Raw genomic sequence first — 12,991 nt, forward strand, 5'->3', positions numbered from 1 at the left:
GACGGCTGACGGCTGACGGCTGACGGCTGACGGCTGACGGCTGACGGCTGACGGCGGCCACCTCTGGCGGCCGGTGGGGCACCGGGGTGAGGCCGCCACCGGTGCCCGCCGTCCGGCGAGAACCCGGAACAGGCGGAAGAGCCGGAACAGCCGGAACAGCCTGAAGGGTGGGAAAAGCCCGGAAGGCCGAAAAAGCAGGAAAAGCAGGAAGAGACAGGCAAGCGGCGTATGGACACGAGAGAACGACGCCCGGACAGAGAAGAGGAACGGCGCATGTACGACGTCCTGGTGGTCGGCTCGGCCAACGCGGACCTGACCGTACGGGTGAACCGGCGGCCCGGCGCGGGGGAGACCGTGCTCGGCACCGACCTGGTGGAATCGGCCGGCGGCAAGGGCGCCAACCAGGCGGCCGCGGCGGCCCGGATCGGCGGCCGCACCGCGTTGCTGGCCCGGGTCGGCGGGGACGCCTACGGCGAACTGCTGCTGGCCGCCCAGCGTGCGGCGGGTACTGACGTCGGCCCGGTCATCGTGGACGAGGACGCCCGCACCGGCACCGCGATGATCATCGTCGGCCCGGACGGGGACAACAGCATCGTCGTCTCCCCGGGCGCCAACGCCGCCCTCACCCCGGAGGACGTGGCCGCGGCCAAGGACGTGATCGCGTCCTCCGCGGTGGTCTCCCTCCAGCTGGAGATCCCGAGGGAGACCGTACGGGCCGCGGCGGCGGCCGCGGAGGAGGCCGGCACCCGCGTCGTCCTCAACCCCTCCCCGGCCCCCGACGACCTCGACCCCGAACTCCTCGCCGTGGCCGACCCGCTGGTGGTCAACGAGCACGAGGCCCGGCAGCTCGCCGGCCGCACCGGGGGCACGCCGGCCGACTGGGCGGCCGCCCTCCGCGACCGGGGTGCCCGCTCGGTCGTGGTGACCCTCGGCGGCGAGGGCGCACTGGTGCTGGACTCCGAGGGCCCGGCCACCGTGCCCGGCATCCGGGTCGAGGCCGTGGACACCACCGGTGCGGGGGACGCCTTCACCGGGGCCCTGGCCACCCGCCTGGCCGGCGGCGCGTCCCTCTCCGACGCGGCCCGCTTCGCCGTACGGGTGGGCGCCGCCGCCGTCACCAAGCCGGGCGCCCAGCCGTCGTACCCCACCGCCGAGGACCTGGCCCACTTCCCGTCCCCGCCCACGCCCTGACCCACGCACCACCGGGCCCGGCCTGGGCTGTTCAGTCCTTTCGCCGTTCCGGCAGCCCCAGCGGCCCGGCGGTCTCGGGGGGTCCGCAGGCTCGGTGTCTCCGATCTCCGGTGGCCTCCGCCGACTTCGTGGGTCCCGCGGCCACGCAGGCCCGGCAGTTCCCGGGCCCCGGCGGCCTGTGTCGCTGGAGTGACGGGAGGGGGCAAGACGCCGTTGTGGTGGGAACTCCGGGTGAGCAGTGCGACCGGAGCTGCCGGAACGGCGGGGCCCGCCGGAGCGATGCCGACCGCGCCGCAACGAACGGAGCCGACCGACCGGACGGCCCGCTGTGCCGGCGCGCAGCAGTCCGGGGCATCGGACTCGCCGACCCCGGGCACGGCGCGGGCGGGTCGGCACGCGACGGTGGTGAGCGCGGAGCCCGTCTCCTACTCCGCCTGGTCCCCCGTTTCCGCCGGGCCTTCCGTCTCCGCCGCATCCTCCCTCTCCGCCTGGCCTTCCGCCGCGGAGCCCTCGCTCCGCCCCTGCGGGTCGGCGGCGCCAGGTGTGCCTGGTGCTGGTGCTGGTGCTGGTGCTGGTGCTGTGGCTGTGCCTGTGGTCGGAGGGGGGCCGAGGAGGGTGAGGAAGTCGCGGAAGGCTGCGGGCATGTCGATGCGGTCGGGGTCCAGCAGCCACTGGAGCTGGAGGCCGTCCATGACCGCGACCAGCAGGGGAGCGGCGCGTTCCGGGGTCAGGCCGCCGGGGAGGGTGGCGCCGTACTCGGCGCGCAGCGCCTCGGACAGGGCCTCGCGTACGCCGCGGAAGCGGGCCTCGAAGAAGCCGCGCGCCGGGTGGTCCTCGGTGACGCTGTCGGCGGAGAGCACGGTGTACGCCTGGACGACGCCGGGGCGGGTGGCGTTGTAGTCGACGAGCTGGGCGAGGGTGCCGGTGCGCCAGGTCCCGGAGGCCGCGGCGGCCGCGTCCCAGCGGTCCCGGGCCTCCAGTACGCCGACCAGCAGCAGTTCCTTCGTGGGGAAGTGGTGCAGCAGCCCCTGCTGGGTCAGGCCGGCCCGCTCGGCGACGGCTGCCAGGGACGTACGGCGGTAGCCGCGCTCGGCGATCAGCTCCATGGCGGCCTCCAGGATCGCCGCCCGCCGCCCCGCGCGCTGGGCCGCCCGCCCGCCCCCGGCCCGCCGGGCGGGGCGTGCCGCGTCCTGCTCCCGTGCACCACTCACCGGCCGAGCGTAACCCTCCGGGCTCGCCGCCCCGGCGCCAGGACGAGGCCCGGCGGGAGGGCCATTGCCAGGCGCTCCCGCCGCGTGCCCCCGCCGCGCGTTCGCCGCCGTCCCGCACTCGGGAGCGGACGGGCCACCGACCGCGCGCCCCGCCAGCCGCTTCACCGCTCCCGGGTGCCGTCCCGGCCAGGGGCAGCAACCCCCTCCCGGGCCGGGCAGGGCCGGGAGAGGGCCAGGCCAGAACCGGGCGGGGAGGACAGGGAAGAGAGCGACCGGCGGTGAAGGTATCGGACAGATAACACTACCTACCAGCCGTCCGGTATGAGAGTAAGAATTCGGCCAGGGGGTCCGCTTATCCGCGCAAGGGAGCGCCGCATATGACCGATCAGCCGCACGCCCGCCCCACCGGTCCCCGCACCGCGTCCGGCAGCCGCACCGCGCCGGGCGCCCGCGCCGGAGCCGGCGGCCGGGACCACGCCGCGGCGGTCGAACGGGCGCTCGCCGCGCTGGACTTGGACACCAAGGCCCGGCTGCTGTCCGGTCAGGACATGTGGTCGCTGCCGGCGGTGCCCGCGATCGGTCTGCGGTCGCTGGTGATGTCGGACGGGCCGATCGGCGTACGGGGGCGGCACTGGACCGCGGAGGACCCGTCCGTGGCTCTCCCCAGCCCCACCGCCCTGGCCGCCACCTGGGAGCCGGAACTGGCCCGCCGGGCCGGGCAGTTGCTGGCGCAGGAGGCCCGCCGCAAGGGGGTGCACGTACTGCTGGCGCCGACGGTCAACCTGCACCGGTCGCCGCTCGGCGGCCGGCACTTCGAGTGCTATGCCGAGGACCCGCTGCTGACCGGCGTGATCGGGGCCGGCTATGTGCGGGGTGTGCAGGAGGGCGGCGTCGGGGCCACGGTGAAGCACTTCGTCGGCAACGATGCCGAGACCGACCGCTTCACCGTCGACAACCGGATCGCCCCGCGCCCGCTGCGCGAGCTCTACCTCGCGCCCTTCGAGTACATCGTCAGGCACGCCCGCCCCTGGGGCATCATGACCGCCTACAACCAGGTCAACGGCTCGACCATGACCGAGCACCGCCACCTCGTCGCCGACGTGCTGCGCGGGGAATGGGGCTTCGACGGCTGCAACGTCTCCGACTGGACGGCGGCCCGGCACACCGTCCGGGCCCTGCGCGGCGGCCTGGACGTGGCGATGCCGGGCCCGGACTCGGTCTTCGGCGCCCCGCTCGCGGCGGCCGTCCGCGCGGGCCGGATCGACGAGTCGGAGGTGGACGCCGCGGTCCGCCGGGTGCTGCTGCTCGCCGCCCGGACCGGCGCTCTGGACGGGGTCCCGCCCGCGGTCGCCCCGGACGACGTCCCGCGGGACCTCGACGGCCGGGCCCTCGCCCGCGAACTGGCCCGCCGCGCGATCGTCCTGCTCCGCAACGAGAGCGTGCCCGAGGAAAGCGTTCGAGGCGGCAGCGTTCAGGACGGGAGCGTTCGCGACGAGGGAGTTCGTGACGGAGGCGTTCGTACCGAGAGCGCCCGTGGCATGGCGGGCGGTTGCGGCCGGGCGCTTCTCCCGCTGGCGGTCTCCGGGCTGCGGAGGGTCGCGGTCATCGGGGCGGCCGCCCGGGACGCCCGGGTGCTCGGCGGTGGTTCGGCGACCGTCTTCCCGGCGGAGATCGTCTCCCCGCTGGAGGGCCTGCGGGCCGCGCTCCCGGAGGACGTCGAGGTCGTCTTCGCGACCGGGGCGGATCCGCGCATCCGGGTGCCGCACGCCCGTGCCGGCTTCGACCTGCGCGCCCGCTACCTCACCGCCGACGGCCGGGTGCTCGCCGAGACCCCGCAGTTCGACGGGCGGGTGCAGGTGCTCGGCAGCTTCCCCGACGGCGTCACCCGCCAGGACCTGCACGCCGTCGAGCTGACCGGCACCTTCACCCCGCGGACCACCGGCACCCACACCCTGGCGGTGGCCGGCGCCGGTCGGCTCCGGTTGACCGTCGGCGGCACCGTCCTCTTCGACGGGGCGGGGGCGGCGGGGCAGGGGACCGACCCGTTCGAGGCGTTCATGCAGCCTGCCGAGCACCGCCTCGGGGCGGAACTGACGGCCGGCCAGGAACTCCCGGTCACCCTGCGCTTCATCCCGGACGGCCTGGGGCTGGGGGAGGGGCTGGACGCGCTGAACTTCACCCTCGGCCACACGGAACCGCGGCTCGACGGGGACGCGGAGATCGCGGAGGCGGTCCGCGCGGCGGCCGGCGCGGACGTCGCGGTGGTGGTGGTCGCCACGACCGAGGAGGTCGAGTCGGAAGGATTCGACCGCACCGACCTCCGGCTGCCGGGCCGGCAGGACGAACTGGTCGCCCGGGTCGCCGCCGCCAACCCCCGCACCGTCGTGGTGGTCAACGCCGGCTCGCCGGTCGAACTGCCCTGGCGGGAGCGGGTGCCCGCGGTGCTGCTGAGCTGGTTCCCCGGCCAGGAGGCCGGGGCGGCGCTGGCCGAGGTGCTGCTCGGCGCCCACGAACCGGGCGGGCGGCTCCCCACCACCTGGCCGGCCCGGCTCGCCGACGCGCCGGTCACCACCGTCACCCCCACCGACGGCACGCTGCCGTACAGCGAAGGGCTGTTCATCGGCTACCGGGCCTGGCAGCGCTCCGGCACCGCCCCCGCCTACCCCTTCGGCCACGGCCTCGGCTACACCGACTGGGAGTACGAGACGCTGGACGCCACGCCCGACTCGGTGCGGGTCCGGCTCCGCAACACCGGCGGCCGCCCCGGGCGCGAGGTGGTCCAGATCTACCTCGCACCGGCCGGCGCCGCTCCCGGCGCCCCGGAGCGTCCGGACCGCTGGCTGGCCGGATTCGCGACCGTCGAGGCCGGCCCCGGCGAGCGCGCCGAGACCGAGATCCCGCTGCCGGGCCGGGCGTTCGAGGTCTGGTCGGAGGCGGACGGCACCTGGCGCCGGGTCCCCGGCGACTACACCGTCGAGGCCGCCCGCAGCAGCGCCGACATCCGGCTGACCGCGCCGCTCACCGCCGAGTGAGCACCGAGACGTCCCCACCGCTGGTCCGGGCGGATATTTTGTGCGCCGAGTCCTCGTCGGACGGGACGGAGACCTTGCGGCTCCCGCCGCTCGTCCCGGCGTCGACGGCGTAGGTGCTCCTGGGCACGTGGATGGTGACATCGCCGCCGCTGGTCCGCCCGGAGACCTCGTCGGGCACCGCGCCCAGTGTCATCTCCACATTGCCGCCGCTGGTCCGCGCCTTGGCGGTGCGGGCCGTGGTGTCCTCGACGGTGATGTCGCCGCCGCTGGTCTGCGCGGTGATTCCGCCGGAGGCGCCGCGCACGGTGATGTTCCCGCCGCTGGTGCGCAGGTCGACGGAGGCGTCGCGCGGCAGCAGGACGCGGTAGGCCACCTCGCAGCGGTGCCCGAAGCCGCAGCCGTCGGCGGTCAGCGTCAGCCGGCCGTCCTTGACCGTGTGGGCGGTCCGGGGCTTGCTGTCGTCGTAGCGGACCTTCTCGGTGACCTTGAGCGGGGTGCCGGCCGTCACCGGCACGATCTCGATGTCGCCGCCGTACGTCGTGGCGGACAGCGCGCTGACCGTGCCGCTCACGCCGTACGTCCGCTCGGCGGTGTGCTCCGGGCTGCCGAACTGTAGGGAGCAGCCGGTCGTCAGCAGCGTCAACGCCGCGCAGGGCAGGACGAGATGGGCGGCGCGGAGACGGGCCATGGTGAATCCCCCGAAGAAGTGGCGAACGGTACGGGACCGGAGCGGGACCGGACCGGATCCGCTCGGCAATCATCCTCCCCGTCCCGCGTCGCCGCGACGTCGCCGCACGGTATGACCTTGCCCGTCACCGCACGGTATGAGCGGCCCCGGCGTGCCCTTAGGGGTCCCCCTGAGACGTCCCTGGCCCGGCCGCCGTCACCCGGTGGGTGCCGCCGCGCCCTCCAGGGGGTTCTCCTTGCGGGTGATCGTGCGGAACGCCAGCTCCGCCAGTTGCTGCTGGCCGTTCAGGCCCGGGTGGAACCAGTCCCAGGTGCTCAACTGCTGCCCGGTGAAGCGGTAGTCGAAGACGGAGCGGTCGAACCGGCACCGGGCGTCCTTCGCGCAGACCTCCGCCAGCGCCTCGTTGTAGGCCATGACCCGGTCCCGGACCTGCGAGCGCCGGTCCTGGGCGGGCCGGGTCAGGTCGTCCGGGTCGCGCAGCATCGAGCCGCAGATGCCCAGCTTCCACACCTGTTTGCCGAGCGGGTTCTTGCGCCCCTCGGACCACAGCCGGAGCAGGTCGGGGATGGCCGCCACGTACACCTGGGTGCGCGGCAGGGACCGCCGCAGGGCCGCCATGGACCGCTCGAAACCGGCGCGGAAGGCGGCCGGCGAGGTCATCGCCCCCACGTCGCTGCGGCAGGCGTCGTTGGCCCCGATCAGGATCGTGACGAGGGCGGGCCGGCGGGTGGCGGCCTCGGTGATCTGCTCCGGCAGATCGCTCATCAGGGCGCCGGTGCGGGCGTAGTTCCAGCTGCGGGCGGCCGCGTCCTTCTTCAGCAGCCGGCGGGCCAGGCTGTCGACCTTGGGGCTGGTGCCCGTGGCCCAGGAGACCTCGGGGCAGTCGGAGAGCACCGTGCAGGCGTCGAAGCCGACGGTGATGGAGTCGCCGAGCGCGGCGATCGAGGAGGGGTCCGTCCGCCAGACCGGGGCCTGCTTCACCGTGGGCGACGGGACCGGGTGGCGGCCCTGGGGGGCGGTGCCGCCACCGCACGCGGTGAGCGCGGCCAGCAGGCCGGAGGCGGCCGCCGAGGCCAGGGCGGCCCGGGCCGTACGGCGGCGGCGCCGCGGGCGCACGGGCCGGCCGGTCGCCGTCATACCCTGTCCCCCTCCGGCGTGCGAGTGATATCTCTTCGGGTACCGACGGTACGTCACTTCGGGTCCGGCGCCGCACGGTAGCTTGGCCCCGTGCCTGCCGGGGGGTGCCCCGGAGTGGCCTGTGCAGTCGGCACAGACAAATTACAACACGTCATTTCCTGTCCCTTTTGCGGCAAATTCCGCCTCGTGGTGTTTACTGTAGGTCACCTCGCATGCTGGTGCCGAAGTGATCACTGGGGCAGAATGTGGACAGCTGTCCCGGCCGCGACCGGAACGGGCACGAGGCCGCTGGGGAAGGCGAACCTCGATCCGCAACGGAGGTCCCGGTGACGACACGTGGAGTCCTGTACGTCCACTCCGCTCCGCGCGCGCTGTGCCCGCACGTCGAATGGGCGGTGGCGGGCGTCCTCGGGGTGCGCGTCAACCTCGACTGGATCCGCCAGCCGGCGTCTCCCGGCACCTGGAGAGCCGAGCTGTCCTGGCAGGGCGAGGCAGGCACGGCCTCCAAGCTCGCCTCCGCGCTGCGCGGCTGGCACCTGCTCCGCTTCGAGGTGACCGCCGAGCCCTGCGCCACCGCCGAGGGCGAGCGCTACAGCTCCACCCCCGATCTGGGCATCTTCCACGCCGTCACCGGCATCCACGGGGACATCCTGATCCCCGAGGACCGGCTGCGCGCCGCCGTCGCCCGCTCCGCGCGCGGGGAGACCGAGCTGGCCGCCGAGGTCGCCAAGCTGCTCGGCAAGCCCTGGGACGACGAGTTGGAGCCCTTCCGCTACGCCGGCGAGGGCGCCCCGGTGCGCTGGCTGCACCAGGTCGTCTGAGGGCCGGGGCGCCGGTGCGCCCGCTCCGCCGGTCCGGCCGGACCCCCGGGCCACCGGGCGGGCCCGTGCGGCGACACACGGCGCGCAGTTGCCGTGGAGTGCGCTCCACGGCCTAGCGTGCCGCCATGGTCGACAACAACACTTCCGACATCCGCTCGGTGGCCGTCCTCGGCACCGGGATCATGGGCACCGCGATGGCCCGCAACCTCGCCCGCGCCGGGCTCGACGTCCGCGTCTGGAACCGCACCCGCGCCAAGGCCGAGCCACTGGCCGCCGACGGCGCCCGGGTCGCCGACACCCCCGGTGAGGCGGTGGACGGCGCCGACGCCGTCCTGACCATGCTGCTCGACGGGCCCGCCGCCCTCGACGCCATGCGCCAGGCCGCCCCGCAGCTCGCGCCCCGGACCCTCTGGCTCCAGATGAGCACCGTCGGGCCCGCGGCGCTCGAACCGCTCGTCCGCTTCGCCGCCGAACAGGACCTGCGGTTCGTCGACGCTCCCGTCCTGGGAACCAAGGCACCGGCCGAGAAGGGGCAGTTGGTCGTCCTCGCCGCCGGGCCGCACGACCTGCGGGACCGCGCCGAGCAGGTCTTCGGCATCGTCGGCGGCCGCACTCAGTGGGTCGGGGAGGACGCCGCGAGCGGCGCCGCCAGCCGCCTGAAGATCGTCGTCAACAACTGGGTGCTCACCGTCATCGCCGGAACCGGTGAGACTCTGGCGCTCTCCAAGGGGCTGGGCGTCGACCCGCGGGAATTCCTGGCGGCGGTCGCCGGCGGCTCGCTCGACATGCCGTACCTGCGGATGAAGTCGGAGCTGATCCTCACCGGCGACCTCGCGCCGAGCTTCACGGTCTCCGCGGGGCACAAGGACGCCCGGCTGATCACCGATGCCGCCGAAGGGGCCGGCGTCCGTTCGGACCTGGCCCAGGCGGTCGCGGAGCGCTTCCGCCGGGCCGAGGAGCAGGGGCACGGCGGCGAGGACGGCGCGGCCGCGTACTTCGCCAGCTTCGACGGCTGACGGGCGCACGGACACGGCGAGGGCCCGCCCGGTCAGGACGACCGGGCGGGCCCTCGTGCGCGGTATACGGGTCAGACCGTGCGGAAGGCGAGGACCACGTTGTGGCCACCGAAGCCGAACGAGTCGTTCAGCGCCGCGATCCGGCCCTCGGCGGGCAGGGCGCGGGGCGCGTCGCGGACGATGTCCGCCTCCGCCTCCGGGTCGAGGTGGGTGACGTTGATGGTCGGCGGGGCCGCCCGGTGGTACAGCGCCAGGATGGCGGCGACCGTCTCGACACCGCCGGCACCGCCCAGGAGGTGGCCGGTCATCGACTTGGTGGCGGAGACCGCCATGTGGTCGACGTCGTCGCCGAAGACCTTGCGCAGCGCCTTCAGCTCCGCCAGGTCGCCCTGCGGGGTGGACGTGGCGTGCGCGTTGACGTGCACGATCTCGGACGCGGCGAGGTCGCTGTTGTCGAGGAGGTTCTGCAGCGCGTGCGCGATGCCGTTGCCGGACGGCTCGGGCTGCACGATGTCGTGGCTGTCGGCGGAGATGCCCTGGCCGACCGCCTCGGCGTACACCCGGGCGCCGCGCTTGGCGGCGTGCTCGGCCGACTCCAGGACGATCACGCCGGCGCCCTCACCGAGGACGAAGCCGTTGCGCTCGGTGTCGAACGGGCGGGAGGCGCCCTGCGGGTCGTCGTTGTTCTTCGACATCGCCATCATGTTGCCGAACGCGGCGATCGGCAGCGGGTGGATGGCCGCCTCCGTACCGCCCGCGACGACGATGTCGGCACGGCCCGTACGGATCATCTCGATGGCGTAGCCGATCGCCTCCGAGCCGGAGGCGCAGGCGCTCACCGGGGTGTGCACACCGGCGCGGGCGTTGACGTCCAGGCCGACGTTGGCCGACGGCCCGTTGGGCATCAGCATCGGCACGGTGTGCGGGGAGACGCGGCGGACGCCCTTCTCCCGGAGGATGTCGTACTGGCCCAGCAGGGTGGTCACGCCGCCGATGCCGGAGGCGATGACGGTGCCCAGCCGGTCGGGGTTGACCGAACCGGCCGGTCCGGCGGCCGCGTCGGGCTCGCCGGCCTTGGCCGTGAAGCCGGCGTCCGCCCACGCCTCACGGGCCGCGATCAGCGCGAACTGCGCCGACCGGTCGAGCTTGCGGGCCTGGGCGCGGGGCAGCGCCTCGGCCGGGTCCACGGCCGCCTGTGCGGCGATCCGCACGGGCAGCTCGGCCGCCCAGTCCTGCTCCAGGACGCTGACGCCGGACCGGCCGGCGAGCAGGCCCTCCCAGGTCGAAGCGCTGTCGCCACCCAGCGGTGTGGTTGCGCCGATACCGGTGACGACCACGGTGCGATTGGTCGCGTTCACGGGAATTCTTACTCCACGGGTAGAGGGGTCTGAATCGACGGCGCCACCGCAGGGTGGCGACATGCGCTTCGCCAGATCAGGACTGGTGCTTGAGGATGTAGTCGGTCGCGTCGCCGACGGTCTTGAGGTTCTTGACGTCGTCGTCCGGGATCTTCACGTCGAAGCGCTCCTCGGCGGCGACGACGACCTCGACCATGGACAGCGAGTCGACGTCCAGGTCATCGGTGAAGGACTTGTCCACCTTGACGTCCTCGGTGGGGATACCGGCGATCTCGTTCACGATCTCTGCGAGACCGGCGACGATCTCTTCCTGAGTGGCGGCCATGATGGCGCTCCTTCGATTAGCGGAAACTGCTTGTTTACGGTGAAGCGGTGAAGGCCCGCACAGCGGCCGGTACGTCCTGCTCGGTGCCGGGCTGTGCAGATCTTGTCCTAGGGGAGGGTAACGACCGTCGCGGCGTAGACGAGACCCGCCCCGAAGCCGATGACCAGCGCGGTGTCCCCGCTCTTGGCCTGACCGGTCGCCAGCAGCCGCTCCATGGCGAGCGGAATGGAGGCGGCCGAGGTGTTGCCGGTGGTCTCCACGTCACGGGCGACCGTGACGCTCTCCGGCAGCTTCAGAGTCTTCACCATCGAGTCGATGATCCGCATGTTGGCCTGGTGCGGAATGAAGACATCCAGGTCGTCCGGGCTGACGCCGGCCTCGTCCAGCGCCTGCTGGGCGACCTTCGCCATCTCGAACACCGCCCACCGGAAGACCGCCTGGCCCTCCTGGGTGATGGCGGGGTACCGGATCGCCTCGGGCGCGGGCCGCTCCCCGGGGCCGTCGCCGCCGGGCACCGGGGTGGTGCGGTACACGTCCCAGGAGAGCGTCTGCTTGATGGTCTCGGACTTGTCGCCCTCCGAGCCCCAGACGGTCGGGCCGATCGCCGGCTCCTTGGCCGGGCCGACGATCACCGCGCCGGCGCCGTCGCCGAACAGGAAGGCGGTGGCCCGGTCCTCCAGGTCCGTCAGGTCCGAGAGCCGCTCCACGCCGATCACCAGGACGTACTCGGCGGAGCCCTCGGTGATCATGCCCTTGGCCAGCGTCAGGCCGTAGCCGAAGCCGGCGCAGCCCGCGGAGATGTCGAACGCGGCGGGCTTGCCGGCACCGATGAGGTGCGCGATCTCGGTCGCGACGGCCGGGGTCTGCTTGAAGTGCGAGACGGTGGAGACCACCACCGCGCCGATCTGCTCCGGGGTGATGCCGGCGTCCGCGATGGCCTTGCCGGACGCCTCGACCGCCATGGTCGCCACGGTCTCCTCGGGACCGGCCCAGTGGCGCGTGGCGATGCCCGACCGCGAACGGATCCACTCGTCGGACGAGTCGATGTGCTTGAGGATCTCCTCGTTCGGCACGACACGGGTCGGGCGGTAGCCGCCGACACCCATGATCCGCGCGTACGGGGCGCCCTTGGCGGGCTTGATCTTCGAGGTCATGCGCTGCGGACTCCTATTCGGCCGGGGCTGCGGAGGCGGCGTCCGCCGCGGTGGCGATCAGCTCGCGGGCCGCGTCGAGATCGTCGGGCGTCTTCAGGGCGAGCGTCTTGACACCGGGCAGGGCGCGCTTGGCGAGGCCGGTGAGGGTGCCGCCGGGGGCGGCTTCGATGAGCGCGGTGGCGCCGAGCTGCTGGAACGTTTCCATGCACCGGTCCCAGCGCACGGGGTTGGCGACCTGGCCGACCAGCCGCCCGACCACGTCCTGGCCGGAAGTGACCACCTGGCCGTCCCTGTTGGAGACGTACCGGGTGCCCGGGTCGGCCGGCGACAGCTCGGCGACCGCGGCTTCCAGGGCCGAGACGGCGGGTGCCATGTGGTGAGTATGGAACGCGCCGGCCACCTTCAGGGGCACGACCCGGCGGGTGCCCTCCGGCTTGTTCTCGACCAGCGCGGCGATCTGCTCGGCGGTGCCCGCCGCGACGATCTGGCCGGCGCCGTTGACGTTCGCCGGGGTCAGGCCGAGCTTCTCCAGGTGCGGCAGCACGACGTCCTCGGCGCCGCCCAGCAGCGCGGCCATGCCGGTCTCGGTGACCGCGGCGGCCTCGGCCATGGCCAGCCCGCGGCGGCGGACCAGGGTCATCGCCTCGGTGTCGGAGAGGGTCCCGGCCAGCGCGGCGGCGGCGAGCTCACCGACGCTGTGGCCGGCCACCGCACCCACCCGCGCGGCGAGGTCGCCGGCGGCCGGGAACAGCTGCCGGGCGGAGATCAGGGCGGAGGCCACCAGCAGGGGCTGGGCCACCGCGGTGTCGCGGATCTCTTCTTCGGTGGCCTTGGTGCCGTAGTGGACGAGGTCCAGGTCGATGGCGTCGGACCATTCGCGGAGCCGGTCCTCGACTCCGGGGAGGTCGAGCCAGGGGATCAGGAAGCCGGGCGTCTGAGCGCCTTGGCCGGGAGCGACGAGTACGAGCACCCTCACACTCTCTCTTGTGGGAGGTCCCGCCCGCCCGTGGGGACAGGGACGAAGAACCATCGGGGGAATTGTTGGTGTTCGACAAAGT

General features: G+C 73.9%; 10 protein-coding genes and 1 pseudogene. 4 read left to right on the forward strand and 7 right to left on the reverse strand.

Going from position 1 to position 12,991, the window contains the following annotated elements:
- Positions 1–273 precede the first annotated feature (273 nt).
- Positions 274–1,191, forward strand: a complete 918-nt coding sequence (gene rbsK, locus MUU72_RS26970) for a ribokinase (RefSeq protein WP_248016018.1) — start codon at positions 274–276, stop codon at positions 1,189–1,191.
- Between the two features lie 596 nt (positions 1,192–1,787).
- On the opposite strand, the pseudogene MUU72_RS26975 reads toward rbsK, so the two are convergent.
- Positions 1,788–2,297, reverse strand: a pseudogene (locus MUU72_RS26975) (TetR family transcriptional regulator); the annotation flags it as partial.
- 482 nt (positions 2,298–2,779) lie between these two features.
- Between MUU72_RS26975 and MUU72_RS26980 the strand changes: the two are divergent.
- Entirely contained in the window at positions 2,780–5,434 is a 2,655-nt protein-coding gene (locus MUU72_RS26980; RefSeq protein WP_248016019.1) for a beta-glucosidase, read from the forward strand.
- Here MUU72_RS26980 and MUU72_RS26985 read toward each other — a convergent pair.
- Together MUU72_RS26985 and MUU72_RS26990 are read right to left on the reverse strand one after the other, a co-directional pair.
- The gene (locus MUU72_RS26985) at positions 5,421–6,122 is read right to left on the reverse strand and encodes a DUF4097 family beta strand repeat-containing protein (protein WP_248016020.1); all 702 of its coding nucleotides are present in this window, start codon (positions 6,120–6,122) and stop codon (positions 5,421–5,423) included. The genes MUU72_RS26980 and MUU72_RS26985 overlap by 14 nt on opposite strands.
- A 195-nt stretch (positions 6,123–6,317) precedes the next feature.
- Positions 6,318–7,259 (reverse strand): SGNH/GDSL hydrolase family protein, encoded by a 942-nt coding sequence (locus MUU72_RS26990; protein WP_248016021.1) that lies wholly within the window; start codon positions 7,257–7,259, stop codon positions 6,318–6,320.
- A gap of 326 nt (positions 7,260–7,585) precedes the next feature.
- On the opposite strand from MUU72_RS26990, the gene MUU72_RS26995 reads away from it, so the two are divergent.
- Together MUU72_RS26995 and MUU72_RS27000 are read left to right on the forward strand one after the other, a co-directional pair.
- Positions 7,586–8,080 (forward strand): DUF3145 domain-containing protein, encoded by a 495-nt coding sequence (locus tag MUU72_RS26995; protein ID WP_066987345.1) that lies wholly within the window; start codon positions 7,586–7,588, stop codon positions 8,078–8,080.
- 125 nt (positions 8,081–8,205) lie between these two features.
- The gene (locus tag MUU72_RS27000; RefSeq protein WP_248016022.1) at positions 8,206–9,096 is read left to right on the forward strand and encodes an NAD(P)-dependent oxidoreductase; all 891 of its coding nucleotides are present in this window, start codon (positions 8,206–8,208) and stop codon (positions 9,094–9,096) included.
- A 71-nt stretch (positions 9,097–9,167) separates the two neighbouring features.
- Here the strand turns inward: MUU72_RS27000 and MUU72_RS27005 are convergent, their stop codons facing one another.
- The 4 genes from MUU72_RS27005 to MUU72_RS27020 form a co-directional block, all read right to left on the reverse strand.
- Entirely contained in the window at positions 9,168–10,454 is a 1,287-nt protein-coding gene (locus tag MUU72_RS27005; RefSeq protein WP_248016023.1) for a beta-ketoacyl-[acyl-carrier-protein] synthase family protein, read from the reverse strand.
- A 76-nt stretch (positions 10,455–10,530) separates the two neighbouring features.
- Positions 10,531–10,779, reverse strand: a complete 249-nt coding sequence (locus tag MUU72_RS27010; protein ID WP_033268693.1) for an acyl carrier protein — start codon at positions 10,777–10,779, stop codon at positions 10,531–10,533.
- A gap of 107 nt (positions 10,780–10,886) precedes the next feature.
- Entirely contained in the window at positions 10,887–11,933 is a 1,047-nt protein-coding gene (locus tag MUU72_RS27015; protein ID WP_248016024.1) for a ketoacyl-ACP synthase III, read from the reverse strand.
- A 13-nt stretch (positions 11,934–11,946) separates the two neighbouring features.
- Positions 11,947–12,903, reverse strand: a complete 957-nt coding sequence (locus tag MUU72_RS27020) for an ACP S-malonyltransferase (RefSeq protein WP_248016025.1) — start codon at positions 12,901–12,903, stop codon at positions 11,947–11,949.
- Positions 12,904–12,991 lie beyond the last annotated feature (88 nt).

Origin of the sequence: Streptomyces rhizoryzae (assembly GCF_023155275.1) — a bacterium.
Taxonomy (GTDB): domain Bacteria; phylum Actinomycetota; class Actinomycetes; order Streptomycetales; family Streptomycetaceae; genus Streptomyces; species Streptomyces rhizoryzae.